This window comes from Halarcobacter sp. (assembly GCF_963676935.1).
Lineage (GTDB): Bacteria > Campylobacterota > Campylobacteria > Campylobacterales > Arcobacteraceae > Halarcobacter.
Window position 1 is genome coordinate 2,075,885 of record NZ_OY781470.1, and the last position, 24,545, is coordinate 2,100,429.

Sequence of the window (24,545 nt, forward strand, 5' to 3'; positions counted from 1 at the left end):
ATCATTTTGGCAAGATTATCTCAAATCTTGCCCCAAATTCAGCTTCTCTAACTTTTAATTTACCATGCATACTTTTTTCAACAATTATTTTTGACATATATAGCCCTATTCCTGTTCCATCACTATCATCTTTTGTTGTAAAGTAAGGTTCAAAGATTTTTGATTTTGGTTCAATTTTTATTCCTCCACCATTATCTTCAATATAAATTATTACCCTATCCTCCTGATCAATAATTGCATCTATTTTTATCCAAGGATTCTCAACATTATTCTCAATTAATACGTCTTTTGCATTGCTAATTATATTTAAAATAACTTGTTGAAACTCATTTAAATAAGTATTTAAAACCACCTCATTGTCTATACAAATTGTAATATTTATATTGTTATTTGATAAAGAGCTAGAGATAATAGTCATAATAGAATCCATAGCAATTTTTAAACTAAATTTTTCTTTCTCTTTTTTGGGCATAAAGAAATTTCTAAAATCATCAATAGTATGAGACATATATTCTAAAACAGCATCAGCCTCTTTAGATTTCTTTTTCATTAACTCTTCATCTAATTGACCTAAATTGTATTTAAACTTTATAAACATAAATATTGTTGATAACTCAGATAAAGGTTGTCTCCATTGATGAGCTATATTTGAAATCATTTCACCAAGTGCTATAAACTTTGATTTTTGTACTAAAAGTTGTTCATGTTCTCTATTTTTATCTATCTCTTCCTCAACTCTTTTTTCTAAAGTTTCATTTAACTCTTTTAAAGCTTTAGATTTTGATTGTACACTTTTTTTATAACGCTTTAATACCTCATCTATCTTTTGTGAGACTATAATAGAAATAACTATTGCCATTGATAAAAATAGTAAAAATAGTAAAATATTTTGAAAAACTTGATTTTGAACTCTTTTAGTTAAATGCTCTTTGTTTTTTGCAATCTCTTTTTCTATATCATCAACATAAACACCAACTGCTATAACCCAATTCCATCTTGGGAAATATTTAAAATATGAAAGTTTTTGTCTTGCTTCATTTGTATAAACTTTATTATATGAATATTCTGTGTATGATTCACCAAAAATTCTTATTTCATTCATAAACTCTTCTCTAAATCTTTTGCCATTAGTATCTTCATAGTTTGTAGAGATCGGTTTTCCTAAAAGATCTGGACGATTTGGATTTACTAAAAGTTTTGCAAAATTATCTCCACCATTCATATTCAAAATTTCATAAACAAAGATATAATTACTTTTATCTCTATCAAAAGTAATATTGTTTAAAAGTCTTACTGTATCTGCTTTTAATTCAGTTTCATCCTCATCACTTTTTGTTGCATTATAATTTATAATATCAATAATAGTATTTATCTCTTTTTTCAAAATACTTTTTTGACTTCTATATTGATCTTGTACTGACTTTTCCATTTGTCTTTCAAAATCTTCATAAGTATTTTTAACATAAAAATATGAGATTAAAAATATCATTGTACTCATAATAATAATGAAAATATAAATTATCATTTTTGAGATATTTTTTTCTGTAATAAACTTCACTTCAACTTCCGTAAAATGGTTTTTTGTTATGATACCAATATCTTTATTAATAAGGCTTTTTATGGATAAAACAATAATATCAAAACTTAGTAGCTTTTCTGTTCTGTATGTAGAAGATGAAGAGGGGATCAGAAATAATATTTATGAAATCTTAAGACACCTTTTTAAAAAAACATTTCTTGCTAAAAATGCAAAAGAAGCATTTAATATGTACGAATCCAATAAACCTGATTTAATCATTACAGATATAAAAATGCCAAATGAAACAGGGATCGATTTAATAAAAAGAATTAGAAAAAGAGATAGTAAAGTTAGAGTAATAATAACTTCAGCTCACACAGATTTAAACTATATGTTAGATGCAACCGAACTTCATCTTGTTAAATATATTATTAAACCTATTACAGAAGACAAACTTGATGCGGCATTTGAAGCATTTATTAAAAGTTATGATGATTCAAAAATCTTTAACCTAAAAGAGGGTTGGCTTTTTGATGCAAGTAAGTCTATTATACAAAATGAAAATACAGAATTTAAACTAACAAAAAAAGAGAATCAATTTTTAAAACTTCTAATTAAGAAAAATAGAATTATAACTTATGAAGAGATGGAAAATGTTATTTGGAATGAAGATAATATAATGACTCCAAATGCAATGAGACTTTTTATTAAAAACTTTAGAAAAAAACTACCAAATGATGTACTTAGAAATGTACAAGGAACAGGATACAGATTAGTTCTGTAATCCTTGTTCGATTAAATCCTTATCATTTTTAATATCTCTTATTTTATTTAGTTCTTGAAAATATCCATGTCCTAAATATATTATAAAAAATACAGCAGAAAAAAGCATTAAAGATGGAATCATAGATAAGAAATATAATAAAAGTGTTCTAAATCTAAAACTATTAGCTTTTTTATAATGTATATATTTATACTGTTCTTCTGTTAAGATTGTTGAAGCAACATCATAATTTAACATTTTATGAAAAAAATAGTAAAAAGGTAAATTAATAGCCACAATATTTACTAAAGGTATAAAATATAAGGGTATAAAAAGAATAAAAAGAAACAGCATTATAATCAAACTTTTAATAGCAATAAAGATTGGACTTAGAAGGGAACCAAAACCATTAATCTCTAAATGTGCATAATGCCTTTTATGAATCACATTTAAAATCATTGGTGTTAAAAATCCAATAATCATTACAGTAAGAAAAACTGAAAACATCATAATAAAAATTGTCCCTACTGTATAAAGTAGAAATCCAACTAACCAAGAAGTAATAGAGTATTTAAATAAAAATGCCATTAATGAAGTTATCCAAATAAAATAAAAAGGGGCATTTTCATCAATCATTACATCTTGACCATTTTGTGTTTGTTGAATATAAATCTCTAAAGAATCAAAACCATAACCTGCAGCTGTGTAAAACATTATTAACATAATAATTAATGTAAAAAACAAAGGTAAAATAGCAATTTTAAGCATTGGTTTTGTAAAAAAATCTTTTATACTTAAAGCAATAATCTCACCCTCTAACAAATTTTTATCTTTATTAATCAAATCTTCTCCTATAATCACATTTCTGACAAAGTTCTTCAATAACCTTACCATTTTTAAATCCATTTTGAATATCTTTAACTCTTTTAGTATTTAAAATATCAGATATTTTATCATTATTTATATTACCTAAATTGATTATACCATCCTTATCTAAACAACAAGGGACAACATCTCCACTACTTAAAATCCCAAAGTGAGAATCTAATCCATAACACTTTCCAGTATTTGAGATAAAATCATTACTTAAATCTGGCCATTCAAAATAATCATCAAAATTAAAAAACACCATTCTTGCTATTTTTATATTTTTAGGTCTATTTTTATATATCTCTTCAATATCAAGATTTAAAGAAAACTTTTTATTTATTTTTTCAAAAACACTTCTATTAAACTCTTTTGCACTCATAGAATCATCTAAATTCCAAATTCTTAAATTAATAAAAAAATGTTGTTTTTTATTAATAGCATAATCTAGAAAATCTAAAATAGGTTTTAAATACTCATCTAAACTTTTTTTATGAGAGTTTGCATTATATGAATTTATAGAAAAATTAATCTGCTTTATAGCTTGATGCATCAAAGTATCAAAATGACCTTCTTCTAAGTTATTAGCAGTAGTTGTTATATTAACTTTTAAATCTGACTCAAAACTTATATCTAAATATTTTTCAAGATTACTTATTACTAAAGGATCTCCTACTATATGATATGCTAACTCTTTAGTAATATTTTTTAATTGTGTATTAATATTTTTGAAAACATCTAAAGACATTGTTTTATTAGGTAATATTTTTGGTGGACAAAAACTACATTTAAGATTACATATATTTGTTATTTCAATATATACTTTTCTAAATTTTTTTATAATAATTCCTATTTAAGTAAATATGGTAAGTCTCTTTTTAAAGACTCTAGTAGATCTTCATTTATAAAGAATCTAGCATACTCTTCAGTTTTATTTTTGTAAGCAAATGCACAAATATATCTATTTCTTCTAAGTAGTTCTAAACTTTCTTCTAAAGCAACTTTAATATCATCATCACTATTTTTATAATATTCATATATAGCGTTCAAAGGTTCTTCATAATTTGTGTCTTTAAAAAATACAACATTGTCTTCTAAAAATTCAATTACATTTTCATCATTTGATTTTATATTTAAAAAGGCTTGTTTAATATCATCCATTCGTAAATCAAATTTATAGCCTAATAAAAGTAGTTCTTTAAAATTTGATATACTATTTTTTTGAAAATAATATTGTAAAAGAAGTTTTAAATAATGATCTTTAACATCATCATCAAAATTTTCTATATACTCTAAAACATAATCAACATCATCTATTTTTTCATCTTCTAATAAAGATTTATGTATCATACTAACTTGTGCTAATATTTCATGTAATCTATCATCCATCAATTTCCTTTTTTGTATCTAAAGGCAACTTTATACTAAAGCATGCACCTTTATAAACTTTATTTTCATACTCTAATAGTTCATTTCTTACATCGATTTGTCCATGTAGATGTTTTACAATATTGTTTGACATATAAAGACCTATTCCTGTACCGTGATATCTATGTTTAGTTGTAAAATATGGCTCAAATATTCTATCTATTATTTTTTCACTAATTCCACCACCACTATCTTTTATTTCTAAGATTATAAAAGTTTCATCTGTATAAAATCTAATAGCAATTATCTTCTTATTTTTCTTTTTTATCAACTCATCCACAGCATTACTTATAATATTTAAAAGCACTTGAAGAAACTCATTTTCATACGTAAACAGTTTCATATCTTCTATATCTAAAGTAAAAATTATAGAAAGCTGATTGAAACGAGATTTTATAAGTTTTATAGCACTTTGAACTAAATCTCTAATCTCAAAAAGATTTTTCTCTTTATCTGGTTTAAAAAAATTCCTAAAATCATCGATAGTTTTTGATAAGTATTGTACTTGTTCATGTATTGTATTTAATCCTGAACTTAACAACTCTTTATCTAAAACACCTTGTTCATTTTGTAAAATCATACCACTAGAAAGTACAGAAACTGCAGATAAAGGTTGTCTCCACTGATGAGCAATGTTTTCTATCATTTCACCCATAGCAGCCATTTTTGATTGTTTTTTCATCATTGTTTCGTATTCAATCAACTCTTTTTTGGCTTTGGATATCTCTTGCTGAAGTGTTCTGTTATACTCTTTTAATTTTATATTTAATTCTTCTTTCTCTTTTTCTATCTCTATTCTTTCTCTAATATCTCTTGAAATTGCAGTAACAAAATTTGCATCCAAATAGTTTTTTAAATGTAAAGAGCTTTCAACTGGTATTTCAGTTCCATTTTTACTTTTATATATACCAAAAGTAATTAAATTTTTTTTCTCTTCTAGCCTTCTAAAAACCTCAGGTATATCTATTTTTTGACTTCCTTCAAAGGGTTTTCTTATTTCACTAATCTTTTTACTTTTTAATTCTGCTAAACTATAACCTAAACTTTTACAAACTTTTTCATTTGCAAACTCTATCATCTCATTTTCTTTATTAATCAAAAAAATCATATCACTTGAAGAGTTAATTAGTTCAAAATATAAATTTATTTTTTGTGTTCTTTCTAATCTATTGGTAATATCTTTTACATACGAAATAACATATTCTTTGGAATCAATTATTTTAAATTTTGATACAACCTCAACAGGGAAAACTTCTCCTGTTTTTTTTCTATGAGAAGTCTCAATTATATTTGAGTTTTCTATAAATTCATTATTCTTAAAACTATTTAAAGCATTTATATACTTCTCTTTGCTATTGAAATTTACATCAATATCCCAAAGCTTTAATTCTAATAACTCTTCTAAACTATAACCTAAACAGTCTAAGGCATTATCATTTGCGAATACAAAACTACCCTCTTTATCTATCCAATATATTGCTTGATTTGACAAAGCAAATGATGATTTTAAAATTTCATTACGATTTTTTTCTAAAAAATTGGTCATTATAAAAATATCTTTTCTCTAATTTGAAAATGATTTTATATAACTTAAAATTAAAAATAGTTAAATACTGCTATTATTAAACATCTAAAAGAAGGCATTTTTATGATTGAGACCCCTTATTTAACAACAGATGGAATTATTGAACTTTATAATGAAGATAAGTTTTTAGGCATTGTTTTAATAGAAAGACTTAATGAACCTCATGGTCTAGCACTTCCTGGAGGGTTTGTTGATATTGGAGAAAGTGTAGAAAATGCACTAATTAGAGAGATGAAAGAGGAAACCTCTTTAGATGTAAAAATCTCTAGATTACAAAATATCTATTCAGAACCAAGTAGAGACCCTAGATTTCATACGGTATCAGCAGTATATGTATGTAAAGCAGAAGGAATACCAAGAGCATGTGATGATGCAAAAGAGGTTTTTATTTATAAATTAGATGAAATACCACTTGAGAAACTAGTATTTGACCATAGAAAAATTATTGAAGATTATATAAAAAATAATCAGATTAAATAAATATTAAAGATTATTGATTAAAATTCACCTTTTAAAAGGTACTTTATGAAATCTCAAAATAAAGCATATAAATATGCACTTATTGCAGTTTTTTTCTGGTCTACAGTTGCAGCTGTATTTAAAATTGCACTTTTAACTTTAAATCCTATAACTCTACTTTTTTATGCATCTGTATCTTCAATGCTTATATTATTGATTATAATTATTTTAAGAAAACAAATAAATGATGTACTTTTATATATTAAAAATAATTGGAAAACAGTATTACTTTTAGCTTTAATTAACCCTTTTCTTTACTATTTAGTATTATTTGAAGCATATGATGCCCTACCTGCCCAAGAAGCCCAAGTGATAAACTACACCTGGGCTTTAATGTTAACTTTTCTTTCTGTAATTTTCTTAAAACAAAAATTAACTATAAATGATATTGTTGCTGGAATAATTTGTTATTTTGGAGTATTAATTATTGCGACAAAAGGGGAACCTTTTACATTAAATTTCTCAAATTTAAATGGTGTATTTCTAGCTTTACTTTCTACTGTTTTATGGTCTATGTACTGGATAATAAATACAAAAAATAAAGTTGAACCTATAATTGGTGTATTTTCTAACTTTATAATTTCAGTTCCTATTATTGGATTATATGGATATTTCACTGGCACATTACAAGAAGTAACTGAAATAAAAGGTATTTTTGCAGCAATTTATGTTGGTTTTTTTGAGATGGGAGTAACTTTTCTTTTTTGGCTAAATGCCATGAAACATGCTGAATCTACCTCAAAAATTGCAAATTTAATTTTTATATCACCTTTTTTATCTTTAATATTTATTCACTTTCTTTTAGGTGAAGAGATATATTATTCAACCCTATTTGGACTTATAACTATAATACTAGGACTCATAATTCAACAGTTAAAAAATAAGTTTTCTTAAAGGTTTTTTGTTACTTTATGAAACATAAATACCATTTATAAAAAGAATTTTAGAATTTATTTTTTTTCAGTTCCTTTTTTTATATCTAGCATAATTGTGCATTTATACAGTTTTTTTTAATTATTGCATAAAAATTATACAAAACAAGAGTAAAAAATTAAGTTTCAACAAAGTTTTTATATGAAATAATTTTCTAAGTTTAAAATGGTAGTACTAAAAGTAGTACTAAAAAAGTTTTATAGGGATTAAATCATTGGCTAAACTAAAAAATAAAAGATCTGTGATACAGAAAGTTATTAATAAACATGTTAAAGGTAAGAAAAAAGAGATCTCTCAACTTACTATTAAGATTGATAGCAGGTTAGATAAGGCTTTAATTATTCTAAGCAAAGATCTAAACATTTCTAAAAATAGACTAATTGAAGATATACTTTTTGAAAGTGGTATTTTAGAAGAAGTTGATGAAAATTATGTGGAGATAGATTAATGAATATTTTTCCAAAAAAAGAAGCAGTAATTAATGCAGTTTTATTAGGTATTGAAAATGCAAAAAGAAACTACTCTTTTTGGACTTGTGATGAACTATATCTATCTTATGCCCCACCAAAATTTTTATCAATTCATGTAGCACAAGAGATTGCCAAATTGGACAATGCTCCTGAAATATTTATTGATGCAACTGTTTCTGATATATTAAGATGTTCATTACCAAATAGAAGTGCTTTTAGAGAATTTATGAGAGAAAACTATATTATGGATAGAAATCTAAGCATTACTTTAGATGAAAGATTTGAACATAAAAGTGATAATGACTCAATTTCTAAAGTAATCATGTCTTTAAAAAATGGTGTTAGAAATGTTCAACAAGAATATTTAGATGATATTGAACTTATGTGCAAAATGCTTCAAAAAGAGAATCAAAATGATACAACTTTAGATTATGCAATATTTGGATTTTATCTAGATATATCTAGTAGTGCAAGGAAAAAAGCGCAAGTAAGACTTGATGCATTAATAGAATCTTTTGATAAAATAGTATCAAAATTTAAAAATCTTAAATCAACTTTTAAAGGAGGCCAAATAAAAAAAATTGAAAAAGTTGGAGAATGGTGTATAGGATGTTACATCATTGAACCATCGTTATAACTTTGAGGACAAAAAAGTAGGACAAAATTTAAGGAGTTAAAATATGAAAAAAATTGTAAAAGCATTAGCTTTAAGTGGTATTGTTACTTGTTCATTATTAGCAAGTGATGTTGTTAAAATTGGTGTACAAGCACCTATTACTGGTAAATATGCAAATGAAGGTCAAAGTATCGATAACTTTGTTAAATTATTAGCAAATGAAAAAAATGCTCAAGGTGGGCTTTTAGGTAAAAAAATCGAAGTTGTAACTTGTGATGATGAAGCAAAAGCTCAAAAAGCAGCAGTTTGTGCTAAAAAATTAGTAAATGCTGGTGTTATAGCTGTAATTGGTTCATATACTTCTGGTGCAACAGAAGCTGCTCAAACAACATATTATAGAAATAAAGTATTACAAACAAGTGATGGTACTAGTGATTCTTTAATTGCTAAAAAATATTGGACTTTCTTTAGAAATTCTTTTCCAAACTCTTCACAAAGTGACTTTACAGCTGATTATTTTGTAAATCAAAAAAAATATGAGAGAATTGTTGTTTTATCTGATTACTCTTCATACTCAGATGGATTAGGTACAGCAACTGAAGAATCAATTAAAAAAATTGGTGGAAATGTAATTTTTAGAGGTAAAATTAAATCAGGAACTCAAAACTTTACAGCAGTTTTAACAAAAATTAAAGCTATGAATCCAGATGTAATCTATTACTCAGGTTATTATACAGATGGTGGTCTTTTAAGAGCACAACAAATTCAATTAGGTATTGATGCAGATTTTGTTGGTGGGGATTCAAATGACAACCCTGATTTCTATAAATTAGCTGGTAAGGCATCTGCTGGAACAGTTATTATAAACTTCCCTACTCCAGAAATTTTACCTTATAAAGAAGCAAAAAAATATCTTGCAGCTTATAAAAGAGAATTTGGAATTAACCCTCCTTCAATTTGGCCTGTTACAAATGCAGATGGTCTAAGAGCTATTTTTAATGCAGTGGAAGAAACAAAATCATTGGATACTAAAACAATTTCAGATTATATTAGAAATGATATGAAAGATTTTCCAGGTATTACTGGGCCATTTAACATTAGAGAAGATGGTGAAAGAGTTGGTGCTAAATTTGTAGTATACAAATTAAATAATAACGGTACTAAAGACGTTGTTGGTCAATAAATAAAACAACACAAAGAGGTAATATGGATATTTTTCTTCAACAGTTAATAAATGGATTAACAATAGGAAGTCTATATGCATTAGTTGCTTTGGGTTATACGATGGTCTATGGGGTAATGAAGTTAATCAACTTCGCCCATGGAGACCTTGTTGCCTTTTCAGCTTATGTAGGACTTACGATATTTACTCAATTCTTTGGAAGTAGTGCGTCTTCTTTCATTAATATTATTATTATATTTTTACTTACATCTATAATAGTAGCTTTTGTTGGTGTCCTTCTTGAGCGCCTAGCATATAGACCTTTAAGAACGGCACCAAGATTAAGTGCTGTGGTTTCAGCATTAGGTGCAGCTTTGGTTATTCAAAATGGGATAATGCTAATTTGGGGACCAAATATGTTAATTTTCCCTGCTGATTTATTGCCAAATACTACTTGGAATATTGGTGGAGTTATTATTACCTTTACTCAAGTTTGTATCTTAATACTTTCTGCAGTTTTAATGATTGGATTATTTCTTTTTATTAATAAAACAAAAATGGGTACAGCAATTAGAGCAACTGCAATAGACCAAGACGCAGCAAAACTTATGGGAATCAATGTAAATAAAGTTGTAATGATAATTTTCATTATTGGTTCAATGCTTGGAGCAATTGGTGGTTTATTTATTGGACTATATTATAGAGCATTAACATTTGATATGGGATGGCTTTATGGTTTAAATGCCTTTATTGCAGCAATCATTGGTGGAATTGGTTCAATTCCAGGAGCAATGCTAGGTGGGCTTTTATTAGGATTATTTAATGCCCTAATTGCAGGATATATCTCAACTGAGTGGGCTGAAACATTTACATTTATCTTGTTAATCATTATTCTAATAGTAAGACCAACTGGATTACTTGGTGAAAAAACAGCGGAGAAAGTATAATGAATAAAACTACAATAATAGCTGCTATTTTTATTGCAGTAATGGCAATCTTTCCGTTTTTAGTTGATTCTGCTTGGTTATCTATTGGAATTACATTCTTAGTATTTGCAACTGTAGCATTTTCACAAGATATTATCTTAGGACGTGCTGGTGTATTTAATATGGGACATGCAATTTTCTTTGGTATTGGAGCATATACAACTGCAATTTTAAATGTTCAATTTGGATTTGAAATAATTGAAACCTTACCTTTTGCAATCATTTTTCCTGTGATTATTGCTATTTTATTAGCGGGTCCAATCATCCACTTAAGAGGTGACTATTTATTAGTTGCTACGATTGGATTTAATATTATTTTTGAACAAGTATTAAAAAACAATATTTTCGACTTAACAGGTGGACCAAATGGTATTTTTGGAATTGATGTAGTTAGAATCTTTGGATATGAGTTATGGTCTGATACAGCAATCTACTACATGGCTTATGGTCTTTTAATTATCACTTTATTGATTATAAGAAATCTTGATAACTCAAGATATGGTAGAGCTTTATATTATATAAATAAAGATGAGATTGCAGCGAAATCTATGGGTATTAATATCCCTTATTACAAACTGTTTGCCTTTGCTTTAGGTGCTGCTATTGCTGGAGCTGCTGGTTCAATCTTTGCAGTTCAGTATTCAGCTGTTTCACCTGAGTCATTTAACTTTATGCAATCAGTTATGTTCTTTGCAATTGTACTAGTTGGTGGTTCAGCATCACTTCCTGGTGTAATTATAGGAACGTTTGTGATGTTTGTATTACCTGAATTATTTACAGAGTTTAAAGAATCTAGATACCTAATTTTTGGTGCAGCAATGGTTCTTACAATGGTTCTTAGACCAAATGGTGTATGGCCAGCAACTTTTGGAAATATTCCAAAGTTTTTAAGACCAAAAGAAGGAGCTAAATAATGAAATATGTTTTAGAAATAGAAAATGTATCTAAATTTTTTCATGGTTTAGTTGCAATTGATGATTTAACTATAAAAGTTAAACCTGGTCAAATTTATGGAATTATTGGTCCAAATGGTGCAGGTAAAACTACACTATTTAACTGTGTAACTGGTATTTATACTCCTGAAGAGGGGAAAATCAAATATAAAGGTGAAGATATCACAGGTATGCAACCACATTTGATTGCACAAAGGGGTGTTTTAAGAACATTTCAAAATATTAGATTATTCAAAGAGATGAGTGTAGCTGAAAATATTATGGCTGGATATCATACAAAATCAAAACAAAAATGGTATCACGCAATTATTCATACGCCAGCATATAAAAAAGATGAAACTGCCGCTTGGAAAAAAGTTGAAGAGTTAATGAAATTTTTTAACTTAAGTCATTTAGCTACTCATCCAACTGGAGATTTATCTTATGGTAATCAAAGAAAAGTTGAGATGGCAAGAGCACTTGCAGCTAATCCTGAACTTCTAATCCTAGATGAACCTGCAGCTGGACTCAATGAAAATGAAACAAAAGAGTTAACTGAGATTATTAGAGATATCAGTAAAATGGATATTGGTATTATGATGATTGAACACGATATGGAGATGGTTATGAACTTAACTGACTATATCACCGTAATTAACTTTGGTAAAGAGATTTCTCAAGGTGAACCAAATTTTGTCCAAGATGACCCAAGGGTTATTGAAGCTTATATTGGTTCAGATGATGAAGATGAGGAGCAGTAATGGTAAATAATGAAATTCTATTAGAAGTAAAAGATCTAGAAGTAAGTTACGGAGCTATTGCTGCAATTAAGGGAATCTCTCTTTATGTAAAAAAAGGTGAAGTTGTAACAATATTAGGTGCAAATGGTGCAGGTAAAACTACTACCCTTAGAACTATATCTGGGCTTTTAAAATCAAAATCAGGTCATATTGTTTTTGATAAAAATGATATCACCAAAACAGAAGCACACGATATTGTATCTTTAGGTATGTCACATTCTCCAGAAGGAAGAAGAGTTTTTGGAACATTAACAGTTGAAGAAAATCTTATGATGGGAGCTTATACACTTAAAGACCATGATAAAGAGACTTTAGAATGGATTTATGACATATTACCAAGATTAAAGGAGAGAAGAAAACAGTTAGCAGGAACATTATCAGGTGGTGAGCAACAAATGCTTGCAATTGGTAGAGCAATAATGAGTAAACCAAAACTATTGATTTTGGATGAACCTTCATTAGGCCTTGCTCCAATTTTAATTAAGGCAATTTTTAAAGCAGTAAAAGAGATTGCATTAAGTGGCGTGACAGTGTTATTAGTTGAACAAAATGCTAAAGCAGCCCTAAAGTTAGCTGATAGAGCATATGTTTTAGAAGTAGGAAAAATTACCCATGAGGGTACAGCTGAAGAGTTATTAAATTCAAAAACAATTCAAGAAGCTTATCTGGGGAAAAAACATTAATTAAAAAGAAGAAAAATATCAAGTAGCAAGAGGGGTTTTACTTGGCGGTACACCCCTCCTAAAGCACATTTAAAAGCGTGCGCTTAAAGCTACTTAAAATTTAATTAAATTTTGATAAATTTTAAGAGGAAAGCATATGAAAAATGAAGAAACTATTATTCAATCGGCAATTGAATTAGCAGAAAAATGGCAAAATAGAGCAACACAACTTGTAAGTGACTTTGACAGAGAGTTCTATGTAAAAATGAACAAAATGCTAGAACACCCAAAAGATAAAGCTCTTTTAATAGAGCTTATGGACCAATCATTTAGATGTGATTCTTATGCAAGGGTTGCAGACCAAATCTGCTTTTTATTAGAAAAACATGGAATGGCACATTTCTTTACAACTAAAGATAGAATGCTTTTATGGTTATTCCAAAATATAGGTAAACACCTACCTGGTTTATCAGTTCCTATGTTTATTGACCAAATTAGAGAGGATACAAAGACAGTTGTTTTAAAAGGTGAAAAAGAGCCTTTTAATAAACATCTTGAGATGAGAAAAAAAGAGGGAACAAGAATAAATATCAACCTTATTGGGGAAGTTGTTCTAGGTGAAGAGGAGGCAGAAGAGAGAATTGAAAAATATCTTGAAGCTTTAAAGAACCCAAATATTGATTATATCTCAATCAAAATTTCAACTATCTATTCTCAAATAAATGCACTGAATTTTAATAACACAGTAGATGTGTTAGTAAAAAAATTAACAAGAATTTACAAACAAGCAAAAAAATATCCATATATAGCTCCAGATGGGACAAAATCAAACAAATTTATTAACCTTGATATGGAAGAGTATAGGGATCTAGCTATTACAGTTGCTGTATTCAAGAAAACACTTGAAAAGGAAGAATTTCAAGATTTCTATGCAGGTATAGTTCTTCAAGCATATCTTCCAGATTCATTTAATTGGCAAAAAGACCTATGTGAATGGGCTAAAAAAAGAGTAGAAAATGGTGGAAGCCCTATTAAGTTTAGACTTGTAAAAGGTGCAAATATGGAGATGGAAGAAACAGAAGCATCTCAAAAACACTGGGGGATGGTTACTTATACAGATAAAAGTGATACTGACTCAAACTACAAAAGAATGGCAAGATATGCCCTACTTCCTGAAAATGCTCCTTTTATGCATATAGGAACAGCTTCACACAACCTATTTGAATTGGCTTTTGCTACACAATTAGCAAAAGAGAATGGTACAAGTGATTATCATACTTTAGAGATGCTTGAGGGTATGAGTGAAGCTGCAAGACTTGCAATTAGAGAGATCTCTAAAAATGTGATTCTTTATGCGCCAACAGCTGCAAAAGAGCAATTTACAAATGCAATTGCATATCTAGTTAGAAGACTTGATGAGAATACAGGTGATGATAACTTTATTAGATATTCATTTGGACTAAAAGTTGGAAGTGCTGATTGGAATATGCAAAAAGATTTATTCCTAAAATCATTTGAACATGAAAAAACATCTTTTGTTGGTGCTAAAAGAAAACAAAATAGACTTACTGAAAAATGGGAAGATTACGCAATTACTTCTTATGATACAAAAGAGTACCATGCTGAAGCAGATACAGATTTTGTCCTTCCAGCAAATCAAGAGTGGGCTAAAACTATTGTTAAAAAATGGAAGTTTTCAAAAGATACAAATCATGACATTAAACCAATTGTTGTTGCAGGTGAAGAGATTGTAGAAGATAGAAAAATAATGGAAGCTATTGATAAATCTCAGTTAAAAGAGAATGTACTAGCTGGTAAATTTGCAACTGCGAATGCTGATGACCTTAAAAAAGCAATAGAAACTGCAAAAGCTGATGTGGATGGGTGGAGAGATTTAACTCATGAACAAAGACATGCAGTATTAAAACAAGTTGCTATCAAAGTTAGAGAAAGAAGAGATGATTTAATAGGTGTTGCTGCTGCTGAAGTTGGAAAAGTATTTACTGAAACTGATGTTGAAGTTTCTGAAGCAGTTGACTTTTTAGAGTTTTATCCTTATTCAGCTCATTACTTTGAAAAATATGAAAACTTAAACTTTAAAGGAAAAGGTGTAGGAGTTGTTGTTCCACCTTGGAACTTCCCTGTTGCTATTCCATTAGGTGGAGTTGCTGCAACATTAGCTGCTGGAAACACTGCTATTATCAAACCAGCTTCAGTTGCTGCTCTTACAGCTTATGAGATGTGTAAATGTTTTTGGGATGCTGGTATTTCAAAAAATGTATTACAATTTGTTCCTTGTCCAGGTGCACTAGCTGGTGAACATTTAATTGCAAACAAAGATGTAGATTTTGTAATCCTAACTGGGGGAGAAGATACAGCTGCATCTATGTTAAAAACAAGACCTGATTTATTACTAACAGCTGAAACAGGTGGAAAAGATGCAACTATAGTAACTAGTATGGCAGATAGAGAACAAGCAGTTAAAAATGTATGTTTAAGTGCATTTAACAACTCAGGTCAAAAATGTTCAGCAACTTCTCTTTTAGTTTTAGAAGAGGAAGTTTATAATGATGAATCATTTAAAAAAGCTTTAATTGATACTGCAAAATCTATGAGTGTTGGTTCTGTTTGGGATTTTAAAAATAGAATTGGTACTTTAGCTAATCCAGTTTCAGGAAATCTTGAAAAAGCTATTAATAGTTTAGAAAAAAATGAAAAATGGTTAGTTGCACCTGAGTATGCCCAAGAGAATCCTTATATGTTAAAACCTGCAATTAAATGGGGTGTAGAGGAAGGAAATTTTATTCATAAGAATGAGCTTTTTGGTCCAGTTTTAGCTGTAATGAAAGCAAAAGACTTAAAACATGCAGTTGATATTGTAAACTCAACTGGATATGGATTAACTTCAGGGATTGAATCACTTGATGAAAGGGAAGTTGAATACTGGAAAGCAAACTTAAAAGCTGGAAACCTTTATGTAAATAGAGGAACAACTGGTGCAATCGTTCTGCGACAACCATTTGGTGGCATGGGTAAATCTGCAATTGGAGCAGGTAGAAAAGTTGGTATTTTCAACTATATAACTCAATTTGTTGAGTTTGAAGAGGTATCAACACCAAAAACTACAAAAAAATTCAATACTGACTTAACAAGATTTATCCAAAAAGCAAAACAAGATAGTTCAAATAAAGAGCAATTTGAGATGCTAGAAGTTGCAGTTCAATCTTATTTAGAAAATTATGAAAATGAGTTTTCTAAAGCAAAAGATTATTGTGAAGTAAGAGGTGAAGATAATCACTTTAGATATTTACCACTTAAAAATGTTTTAATTAGAGTTTCTACTGATGATACAATTTTTGAAGCAGTTTCAAGAATCTTAGCAGCAAAAATCTCTGGTGTTCATTTTAGAGTTTCTATTGATAATAATAGTGAAATAAAAACTTTCCTTGAAACAAATAAAGCTGATTTATTTAGTGGAAGAGATACTTTAGTTGAGGAAGATGATAATAAATTTATGCAATCGATTCCTAACTATGATAGAGTAATCTATTCAAATATTTCAAAAGTACCTGCTTGTGTATTTGAAAAAGCCTCTGAATCTTTAACTTATATTGTTAGACAAAAACCTATGATGGAAGGAAGACTTGAACTTCTAAACTATTTCATAGAACAATCAATCTCTCACTCATTTCACAGATATGGGAATATTGGTGCAAGAGGTATAAAATAAGAAGGATTTTCCTTCTTATTTATACTAATCACTACTATTCAGTTACTTTCATACGATATATTTCAATTATATAATTTTTTACAGGAAATTTAATGGAAACTTGGCTTTTAATATTAGTTTGGGTAGCAATATTTATTTTTGCTTGGTATGTACATGATAAGTATGTTCAAAGAAAACATCAAATTTTGGTAAACTATCCAATTATAGGTAGATTAAGATTTGTTTTTCAAGAGTTTAGGGAACCCTTTAGACAATACTTTGGTGATGAAAAGTTTTATGAATCTATGGATAAACTTGATTGGGTTTATAGTGCTTCAAGAGACAAAATAAATTTTGCATCCTTTTCCCCTTCCCAACCTTTACAAAAACCAAAATTAATGTTAAAACATACAAATATAGTATTAAATGATGATGAAGTTGAAAATGACTTTATTGTAACCTTTGGTGAAACAAGAAAAAAACCTTTTATTTCAAATTCTATTATAGGAAGAGGTCCTATGAGTGATGGTTCAATATCACCAGAAGGAACACGTGCTTTTGTATATGGAGCAAAAGAAGGAAACTTTCCTATTAATTCAGGGGAAGGTGGATTAACTTCAAACTTTTTTGTTACACACAACAACTATAGCACAAAATATATGAAAGAGGTTAAAGGAAACTCTTTTCAAGAAAATACATTTAAACTATTTAAATTTCTATTTAATAAACCAGTAGCTATTGATTTTTATAGAAAAATGATTTTTTATAAAAACCCTGAAGCAGATACTTACGTATTTAATAAAGAAAAAGAGTGTTTTTATAGACCAGACTGGAATGTGCCAATAGAAAATTTTCCAGAAGATGTTCCAGAAGATATGCCAGATATAATTTTACAAATTAGTTCAGGTTTATATGGGGTTAGAACAAAAGATGGTAAGTTTGATATGGAAAGGTACAAAAAACAGATGCGTTTTTGTCGTATGACTGAAATAAAAATTGCACAAGGTGCAAAACAAACAGGTGGAAAACTAATTGCAAAAAAAGTAACCCCAGCTATTGCTCACTATAGAAATATTGAACCATATAAAGATGCTTTTTCTCCAAATAGATTCCCATATGCAAAAACAAATGAAGAACTATTTGATTTTATAGCAAAACTTCAAGAAGCTTCAGGAAAACCTGTTGGAATAAAAATTGTAATTTCAGATAATGAAAATATTGAACCAATAGCAAAAGAGATAAAAAGAAGAGTTGACTTAGGTTTATCTTATCCTGATTATATTTCTATTGATGGGGGAAGTGGAGGAAGTGCCACAGCACCACTTGATATGATGGAAAGAATAGGAATGGATATAAGAGATGCTATCTATTTAGTAGATAAAGTACTTAAAAAATATAAAATAAGAGACAAAGTTAAGATTTCAGCAAGTGGGAAAGTTTTAACTCCTGATGACGTTATTATTACATTATGTATTGGTGCAGATTTTATACAAATAGCAAGAGGATTTATGATGAGTGCAGGATGTATTAGAGCTAGATACTGCTCAGGAGCAGGCAAGCATCAATGCCCTGTAGGTTTAGCAACACAAGATATCAAAAAGAGAAAACATTATTTTGTAAAAAAACATTCAGACTATATTAAAAACTATCATAATAATATTTTAAAAAGTATGAAAAGTTTACTTGCAGTTATGGGATTAAAAAATGTTAATGAATTAGATAAAAGCAAATTAATATTTTTAGATAAAGATTCGATTATTTATGACAATGTAGAGAGTGTATTTGAAAGAAGAGTGTTTAATAATGGAGAAAATACTGATTTAAAAGATATATCATAATAATAAGTTATAAAAGGAGAAAAGACTATTGATTTTAAGAAATAATAATACTATAATAATTTATTATTATAAAATTTAAGGTCAAAAATGCGTTTTTCTCTGTCAAAATTTAACTTTTTAAACTTAGTCATCAGTACTTTATTATTTTCTATTATAACAGGTATTTTTGTATATAAGTTTGCTGATGACTTTTATAAAAATAGAGTAAATAGCTATGAAAATGACTATATAAACTCAAATAAAGACTTAATAAAAAATGAAATTGAAAAAGTTGTAAAAAGAGTTGAAACACTAAAAACACTTCAATACAAAAATAATGAATTAATATTAAAAGAGAAAATTGACTATATACAAAGAGTACTAAATAAGAAATACTCTTCAAAACAAAATATTGAAAAAATAATAAATAATACAAAGCCTACACTTGATTATTATAAGTGGGATAACAATACAGGATATATCTATATTTTTGATAAAAAAGGCAAAATTCTTTATCATGGAAATAACAATAATTTAATCTCAAAAAATATTTTAAACATAGCAAAAGATAATAAAGAGTTTGTATCCTTCGTAAAACAAACTCTTTCTAAAGATGAAAATTATGGTAGCTATTATTGGAATAAACCTCTCACAGATAAAAATGAATTATTTGAAAAATATGTTTATATAAAATACAATGAAAATCTTAACATCTATATTGCAGCTGGTGTATATAAAGATGAAATAGATAAAAAGACAATAAATACTTTTATAAATGAATTAGAAGTTAATAGATTTGGAGAGAATGATTATGGATATTTTTGGGTTCTTAATACAAAAGCCACAATTCTTATGCATCCAATAGACACTAGCCTAGAAAAAAGAGATTTAACAAATCTAAAAAGCTATGACAATAAAATGTTTATTCAAGAAATAATTAATAGAGCTCAAAAAGAAACTTCTGGGTATATATCTTACCATTGGAATAGACCTGATAGCCTAAAAGTAGATGAGAAAACTACATATTTCCATTATATCGAAGATTGGAACATAATAATAAACTCAGGGTTTTATATAACAGAATTAAAAGAGTTTTTATCTGAAGAGAAATTAAGATTAAAAAACTCATTAGTTGAGTATTCTGAAAAAGTATTATCCATACTAATTATTTTAACAATTATCTCTATTCTAATAGGAAAATTTATCTCTTCTAAAATTGAAAAGATTGAAGATGAAAAAAATGAAAATTATAATCTTCTAGAGCAATATAAAATGATATTAGACCATACATCAGTTGTATCAAGAGCAGATATTAATGGAAAAATTCATTATGTTAATGACAATTTTGAAAAAATAAGTGGATTTAAAAAAGATGTACTAATAAATAACAGTTACAGTATTCTTAAGCATCCTGACAATAATAAAACACAATATAAAGAGTTATGGAAAACTATAAGAAGTGGAAAAATATGGAAAGGATTAATTAAAAACCGAAGAAAAAATGGGGAGAGCTATTATAATAAAACAACAATATTCCCAATAAAAGATTCTTATGGGAAAATAGTAGAATTTATATCATCTTCTACTGATGTAACAGAATTAATAGAAAATAGAACTAAACTAAATGATCTATTTAAAAATGATCCACTAACTGGATTAGGAAATAGAGTAAGTCTTATAAATAAACTTACAAAAGTCGATGAAGGTGTACTTGCTTTAATCAATATAGATAGATTTAAAGAGATAAATGACAGTTATAGTCATGAAGTAGGAGATGAAGTAATTAAATCTTTTGCAAATAGGTTATTTGATTTTTTTAGTGACAAAAATTGCATTTTGTATAGAGTACAAGCTGACATTTTTGCTATATATTATCCTTACCAAGATATTAAAGTATTAAAAGAACTTGTAGAAGTATTTATGAATGAAAAAGGTAAAGAAGCTTATTATGTAGATAAAAATAAATTTCTAGTTACATATACTTGTGGTTTAGCAACAAATAAAGAAAATCTACTAACTTTTGCAGATATAGCCCTAAGTGAAGCAAAAAATAAAAAAATTAGAATTGCTGAATATAATAGTTCAATGAAAAGTGTTGAAGAGTTTAAAAATAATATTTTATGGGTTGAGAAATTGCACAAAGCACTAAGTGAAGATAGAATAATTGCCCACTATCAACCTATATATAACTATAAAACAAAGAAAATAGAAAAATATGAAGCCTTGATGAGATTAGTTGAAGATGACAAAATAATATATCCAAATGAATACCTAAATATTGCAAAAAAAACAAGATTATATCCTGAACTAACATATAAAATGGTTGAAAAAGTAATAAGTAAATTCTCAACTATTAATCAAGAGTTTTCTTTAAATTTATGTGTTGAAGACTTAATGAATGATGAATTAATGTCATTTATTTTTGATTTTGCCCAACAAAAAAAAGTATTAAAAAAAATGGTTTTAGAAATAGTTGAATCTGAGGAGATTGAAGATAGTGAACACATTACTAAACTTCTAAAAAGATTTAAAGATAAAGGTTGTCAAATCGCAATTGATGATTTTGGAAGTGGATATTCAAATTATGACTATCTAATTAAACTTCAAGTTGATTATATAAAAATTGATGGTTCAATAATCAAACATATATTAGATGATACTAAAACTCAAAATTTAGTTAAATCAATAGTTAGTTTCGCAAAAAAATCTGATATAAAAGTTATTGCTGAATTTGTTAGTTCAAAAGAGATTGATAGTTTATTAAAAGAGTTAAATGTAGATTATGCACAAGGTTTTTATTATGGGAAACCTTCAAAGGATTTAGTTAGTCATCTATAAAATATAATTTTAAAAAGTGCTCCTATATATTTTTCTTTTTCATAATAAAATGTTTTATTTTCAACTGTAATATTTCCTCTATATCTTTCTCTTATAATTTTATCACACATAGATAATCCTATACCTGTACCAATTGTTGAATGCTTAGTAGTAAAATATGGTTCAAATATTCTATTTATTATTTCTTCTTTAATACCTCCACCATTATCCAAAATAGAGATTATAAACTTATTATCTTTTGTTTTTTCAGTTTTTATAAAAATTAACCGTTGTGAATCCTCTTCATCTAAATTAATAAGTACATCTTTAGCATTTTTTAATATATTAATTATAACTTGAGATAATTCATTAACATTTCCTAACATACTTAAATCTTCATCTATGCTTACATCAACTTTTATGTGGTTTACTTTTAATGAAGATTCTAGGAGTACTAAAGATTTATTTATTGATTCAGATATTTTAATTTTAGTAGGTTTTTTATCAACTTTAATAAAACTTCTAAAATCATCTATAGTTTTGGATAAATAATCAGCTTGAACTAAAATTTTTTCTAAAGAGGCATTTAACTCCTTTTTTTCTATTTTTTCATCATATTCAAGTTTTAAGCTTATTCCACTAACAATTGTTGTTATAACACTCAAAGGTTGTCTCCACTGATGTGCTATATTTCCAATCATTTCACCCATAGAAACTAATTTTGATTGTTCATAGGAAAGTTTATCTCTCTTTTTTATCTCATTTTGTTCTTCTAATATTATATTTTTTTGTTCTTCTATTTTTTTCGCAAGATTATTGTTTAAATCTTTTAGCTCATCCTCAGTTTGAATCATTCTATTTACAGATGGTATAACAATAAGTAAAGCTTCAAGAAATATTGTTAACAAAGTTCCAAATAAAATCAATAACTCTCTATCTTTTAATTTATTTGTATACTCTTCACTCTCATTTTCAAATCTATTTACAACTAAATCTAAAGTTGGTAATAATTCAAATGAATATTTTTGTATTGCTTCAACAATATATTTATTATCTAAATTATCAAGGAAAGTTTCTAAAAGTGAAATGTAATTTTTTACTCTAATATCTAAATTATGTTCTTTTTCTAAATAAATCTTTTTTAGCTCTTTACTTCTTGTATTATATAACAAAAATCCATGATCAGACTTCATTGTAGTTATTAACTCTTTTAAATGATTTAATAGATTTTTGTCTTTAGTTTCATAAACTCTTTTTACCATAAGAGTTGTTTTTTGAGATAACATTCTTTGCTTACCACTGACATTAATCAATTTCGCATATATCTCTTGAGTGTTTATTAATTGATTCATTGTAAAAAAGGCAAAAAAAGCCCAAAATATTAATGAAAAAATTAAAATTGCATATGTTATTTTAATATTTAATATTGTTTTCATAATATATCCTGAGTTTATTATATAATAAAAAAACAATTATCTTGATTATATTTTTATACGAATTAAACTATTTAACTAACTACTGTAATTCTATTTTTCCCCTCATTTTTTGATTTATACATAGCATTATCTACTCTTAATAGTAAATTTTCTTTAGTATCAGTACTATTTACCATAGTTAAACCAAAACTTGCAGTAACATTATAAGAGCAAAGATTTGTTAATTCTAAATCCTCTTCAATTGATTTTCTAAGCTTTTCACATATAATTTTACTATCTTCTAAAGATGAATCTATTAAAGCTATAATAAATTCTTCTCCACCCCATCTTGCTATTAAATCTGTTTGTCTAATATTTTCATTTAATATAGTTGCTATTCGTTTTAATACCACATCACCTTTTTGATGACCTAATTTATCATTTATATTTTTAAAATTATCGATATCTAAAAACACCAATCCTATATCATTTTCCCTTCTTTTTTGAAGCAATATTTGAGCACTTAACTTCTCTTCAAAAGTACGTCTGTTATGTATTTTTGTTAATGAATCATAAGTTGAAAGATATTCAAGTTTTTTACTATAATTTTTTATTAAAAAAAAGATAAATAAAGAGATAATAAAAGTAATAGATATTGAACCAAAAAGATTAAAATAAAATACCTTTTGCACATCCTGTGTAAAATCATCTAAGTTTGCTTCTACTGTTAAATATAAATTTAATTCTGATATATATTTAGTATTCAAAATATATTTATGACCATCTCTTTCATATTCGATTGTATTTGGCTTTTTTGATAAAATTAGCTCTTTATAATTTTTTAATACTTCATATTCACCAATATTTTTATGCTTATTTATATTTCTTTCTGATAAAACAATCTTTCCATTTTCATTAAAAAATGTAACAATAAATTTATGTTTAAATCTAAAAGATTTTAGTAAATCATCTATATATGAAATTTTTAATGCAACACCAGTAGCACCTAAAAAATGATAATTATGATCAAATATTTTATAATTTATAAACATTATTAAATTATTAGATAGATGCTCATTAAAATCTAAGTTTATCTCATGTTTTTCTTCTATATTTTTAAAATCAAAATACCACTTATTGTTTTTATTAGTTTTATCAATTTTTTCAATAAAACCATTTTGGGTATAATACCTTTTTGTTTTATCTGACACTAAAAAGGTATTAAACATATTATATTTATTTTTTATAGCCTCTAGATATCTTACAATTTTATCACTATTTTTCTCTTCATTTATTAACCAATCTTGAACAAAGGTGTCATTAGCCATTAAAGAAGAAACTAGATATGGTTGAATAATACTTTTTTGAATATCAGTATAGATATTATCCAAAGATAAGGGTAATGATTGATTTTTCAGTTGACTTTGAGCATTATTTAAAGATACAACATAATTTATAACTGAAATTGATACTGACAAAATTATAAGTAAAGTGGTAATTATAAAAACAATTTTATATTTTGATTTTATTATCATAATCTCTCTT

The 24,545-nt window shown here is 27.0% G+C and carries 20 protein-coding genes; 13 read left to right on the forward strand and 7 right to left on the reverse strand.

The annotated features are described in order from the left end of the window. Position 1: 1 nt before the first annotated feature. Positions 2 to 1,558, reverse strand: coding sequence for a cache domain-containing protein (locus ACKU4C_RS10130; RefSeq protein WP_321311752.1), 1,557 nt, complete (start codon positions 1,556 to 1,558; stop codon positions 2 to 4). A 61-nt stretch (positions 1,559 to 1,619) separates the two neighbouring features. Between ACKU4C_RS10130 and ACKU4C_RS10135 the strand changes: the two genes are divergently transcribed. Continuing rightward, entirely contained in the window at positions 1,620 to 2,303 is a 684-nt protein-coding gene (locus ACKU4C_RS10135) for a response regulator transcription factor (RefSeq protein ID WP_320034626.1), read from the forward strand. Here ACKU4C_RS10135 and ACKU4C_RS10140 read toward each other — a convergent pair. The 4 genes from ACKU4C_RS10140 to ACKU4C_RS10155 are packed head-to-tail and all read right to left on the reverse strand — an operon-like array spanning position 2,292 to position 6,123. After that, positions 2,292 to 3,125, reverse strand: coding sequence for an EI24 domain-containing protein (locus tag ACKU4C_RS10140; RefSeq protein ID WP_321311753.1), 834 nt, complete (start codon positions 3,123 to 3,125; stop codon positions 2,292 to 2,294). The two genes, ACKU4C_RS10135 and ACKU4C_RS10140, sit on opposite strands and share 12 nt — an antisense overlap. After that, positions 3,118 to 4,002, reverse strand: a complete 885-nt coding sequence (locus ACKU4C_RS10145) for an SPASM domain-containing protein (protein WP_321315863.1) — start codon at positions 4,000 to 4,002, stop codon at positions 3,118 to 3,120. The genes ACKU4C_RS10140 and ACKU4C_RS10145 overlap by 8 nt, the downstream gene beginning before the upstream one ends. Then, the gene (locus ACKU4C_RS10150; protein ID WP_321311754.1) at positions 3,999 to 4,538 is read right to left on the reverse strand and encodes a hypothetical protein; all 540 of its coding nucleotides are present in this window, start codon (positions 4,536 to 4,538) and stop codon (positions 3,999 to 4,001) included. The genes ACKU4C_RS10145 and ACKU4C_RS10150 overlap by 4 nt, the downstream gene beginning before the upstream one ends. Beyond that, a complete protein-coding gene (locus ACKU4C_RS10155; RefSeq protein WP_321311755.1) occupies positions 4,531 to 6,123 on the reverse strand; it encodes a PAS domain S-box protein in 1,593 nt (530 codons plus the stop codon). Before ACKU4C_RS10155 ends, ACKU4C_RS10150 begins: the two co-directional genes overlap by 8 nt. 102 nt (positions 6,124 to 6,225) lie before the next feature. Here ACKU4C_RS10155 and ACKU4C_RS10160 point away from each other — a divergent pair, with 102 nt between their 5' ends. The 12 genes from ACKU4C_RS10160 to ACKU4C_RS10215 all read left to right on the forward strand — a co-directional run bounded on the left by ACKU4C_RS10160 (position 6,226) and on the right by ACKU4C_RS10215 (position 21,606). Further along, the gene (locus ACKU4C_RS10160; protein WP_321311756.1) at positions 6,226 to 6,642 is read left to right on the forward strand and encodes an NUDIX hydrolase; all 417 of its coding nucleotides are present in this window, start codon (positions 6,226 to 6,228) and stop codon (positions 6,640 to 6,642) included. Between the two features lie 45 nt (positions 6,643 to 6,687). Next, entirely contained in the window at positions 6,688 to 7,575 is an 888-nt protein-coding gene (locus ACKU4C_RS10165; protein ID WP_321311757.1) for a DMT family transporter, read from the forward strand. A 253-nt stretch (positions 7,576 to 7,828) separates the two neighbouring features. Further along, a complete protein-coding gene (locus tag ACKU4C_RS10170) occupies positions 7,829 to 8,062 on the forward strand; it encodes a hypothetical protein (protein WP_321311758.1) in 234 nt (77 codons plus the stop codon). Beyond that, positions 8,062 to 8,721 (forward strand): hypothetical protein, encoded by a 660-nt coding sequence (locus ACKU4C_RS10175; protein ID WP_321311759.1) that lies wholly within the window; start codon positions 8,062 to 8,064, stop codon positions 8,719 to 8,721. Before ACKU4C_RS10170 ends, ACKU4C_RS10175 begins: the two co-directional genes overlap by 1 nt. A 43-nt stretch (positions 8,722 to 8,764) precedes the next feature. Continuing rightward, on the forward strand, positions 8,765 to 9,883 hold the full coding sequence (locus ACKU4C_RS10180) for a branched-chain amino acid ABC transporter substrate-binding protein (RefSeq protein ID WP_321311760.1): 1,119 nt from the start codon (positions 8,765 to 8,767) through the stop codon (positions 9,881 to 9,883). 23 nt (positions 9,884 to 9,906) lie between these two features. Further along, the gene (locus tag ACKU4C_RS10185) at positions 9,907 to 10,809 is read left to right on the forward strand and encodes a branched-chain amino acid ABC transporter permease (protein WP_321311761.1); all 903 of its coding nucleotides are present in this window, start codon (positions 9,907 to 9,909) and stop codon (positions 10,807 to 10,809) included. Then, the gene (locus ACKU4C_RS10190) at positions 10,809 to 11,762 is read left to right on the forward strand and encodes a branched-chain amino acid ABC transporter permease (protein WP_321311762.1); all 954 of its coding nucleotides are present in this window, start codon (positions 10,809 to 10,811) and stop codon (positions 11,760 to 11,762) included. Before ACKU4C_RS10185 ends, ACKU4C_RS10190 begins: the two co-directional genes overlap by 1 nt. Beyond that, entirely contained in the window at positions 11,762 to 12,541 is a 780-nt protein-coding gene (locus ACKU4C_RS10195) for an ABC transporter ATP-binding protein (protein ID WP_321311763.1), read from the forward strand. Before ACKU4C_RS10190 ends, ACKU4C_RS10195 begins: the two co-directional genes overlap by 1 nt. Continuing rightward, positions 12,541 to 13,263, forward strand: coding sequence for an ABC transporter ATP-binding protein (locus ACKU4C_RS10200; protein WP_321311764.1), 723 nt, complete (start codon positions 12,541 to 12,543; stop codon positions 13,261 to 13,263). The genes ACKU4C_RS10195 and ACKU4C_RS10200 overlap by 1 nt, the downstream gene beginning before the upstream one ends. 136 nt (positions 13,264 to 13,399) lie before the next feature. Next, positions 13,400 to 16,972: a bifunctional proline dehydrogenase/L-glutamate gamma-semialdehyde dehydrogenase gene (locus ACKU4C_RS10205; protein ID WP_321311765.1), complete on the forward strand. Its 3,573-nt coding sequence runs from the start codon at positions 13,400 to 13,402 to the stop codon at positions 16,970 to 16,972. 92 nt (positions 16,973 to 17,064) lie between these two features. Next, positions 17,065 to 18,789 (forward strand): FMN-binding glutamate synthase family protein, encoded by a 1,725-nt coding sequence (locus ACKU4C_RS10210; protein WP_321311766.1) that lies wholly within the window; start codon positions 17,065 to 17,067, stop codon positions 18,787 to 18,789. Between the two features lie 87 nt (positions 18,790 to 18,876). Next, the gene (locus ACKU4C_RS10215; RefSeq protein ID WP_321311767.1) at positions 18,877 to 21,606 is read left to right on the forward strand and encodes an EAL domain-containing protein; all 2,730 of its coding nucleotides are present in this window, start codon (positions 18,877 to 18,879) and stop codon (positions 21,604 to 21,606) included. On the opposite strand, the gene ACKU4C_RS10220 is transcribed toward ACKU4C_RS10215, so the two are convergent. Further along, positions 21,597 to 23,021 (reverse strand): ATP-binding protein, encoded by a 1,425-nt coding sequence (locus tag ACKU4C_RS10220; RefSeq protein WP_321311768.1) that lies wholly within the window; start codon positions 23,019 to 23,021, stop codon positions 21,597 to 21,599. The two genes, ACKU4C_RS10215 and ACKU4C_RS10220, sit on opposite strands and share 10 nt — an antisense overlap. Positions 23,022 to 23,092: 71 nt before the next feature. Continuing rightward, positions 23,093 to 24,535, reverse strand: a complete 1,443-nt coding sequence (locus ACKU4C_RS10225) for a sensor domain-containing diguanylate cyclase (protein ID WP_321311769.1) — start codon at positions 24,533 to 24,535, stop codon at positions 23,093 to 23,095. Positions 24,536 to 24,545 lie beyond the last annotated feature (10 nt).

Bases quoted from the DNA above. Each gene is read 5' to 3' on its own strand.
- ACKU4C_RS10185 (WP_321311761.1), top strand. From the start codon at position 9,907: ATGGATATTTTTCTTCAACAGTTAATAAATGGATTAACAATAGGAAGT.
- ACKU4C_RS10215 (WP_321311767.1), top strand. From the start codon at position 18,877: ATGCGTTTTTCTCTGTCAAAATTTAACTTTTTAAACTTAGTCATCAGT.
- ACKU4C_RS10220 (WP_321311768.1), bottom strand. From the start codon at position 23,021: ATGAAAACAATATTAAATATTAAAATAACATATGCAATTTTAATTTTT.
- ACKU4C_RS10135 (WP_320034626.1), top strand. From the start codon at position 1,620: ATGGATAAAACAATAATATCAAAACTTAGTAGCTTTTCTGTTCTGTAT.
- ACKU4C_RS10155 (WP_321311755.1), bottom strand. From the start codon at position 6,123: ATGACCAATTTTTTAGAAAAAAATCGTAATGAAATTTTAAAATCATCA.
- ACKU4C_RS10175 (WP_321311759.1), top strand. From the start codon at position 8,062: ATGAATATTTTTCCAAAAAAAGAAGCAGTAATTAATGCAGTTTTATTA.
- ACKU4C_RS10200 (WP_321311764.1), top strand. From the start codon at position 12,541: ATGGTAAATAATGAAATTCTATTAGAAGTAAAAGATCTAGAAGTAAGT.
- ACKU4C_RS10225 (WP_321311769.1), bottom strand. From the start codon at position 24,535: ATGATAATAAAATCAAAATATAAAATTGTTTTTATAATTACCACTTTA.
- ACKU4C_RS10195 (WP_321311763.1), top strand. From the start codon at position 11,762: ATGAAATATGTTTTAGAAATAGAAAATGTATCTAAATTTTTTCATGGT.
- ACKU4C_RS10210 (WP_321311766.1), top strand. From the start codon at position 17,065: ATGGAAACTTGGCTTTTAATATTAGTTTGGGTAGCAATATTTATTTTT.
- ACKU4C_RS10150 (WP_321311754.1), bottom strand. From the start codon at position 4,538: ATGGATGATAGATTACATGAAATATTAGCACAAGTTAGTATGATACAT.
- ACKU4C_RS10180 (WP_321311760.1), top strand. From the start codon at position 8,765: ATGAAAAAAATTGTAAAAGCATTAGCTTTAAGTGGTATTGTTACTTGT.
- ACKU4C_RS10165 (WP_321311757.1), top strand. From the start codon at position 6,688: ATGAAATCTCAAAATAAAGCATATAAATATGCACTTATTGCAGTTTTT.
- ACKU4C_RS10160 (WP_321311756.1), top strand. From the start codon at position 6,226: ATGATTGAGACCCCTTATTTAACAACAGATGGAATTATTGAACTTTAT.
- ACKU4C_RS10190 (WP_321311762.1), top strand. From the start codon at position 10,809: ATGAATAAAACTACAATAATAGCTGCTATTTTTATTGCAGTAATGGCA.
- ACKU4C_RS10205 (WP_321311765.1), top strand. From the start codon at position 13,400: ATGAAAAATGAAGAAACTATTATTCAATCGGCAATTGAATTAGCAGAA.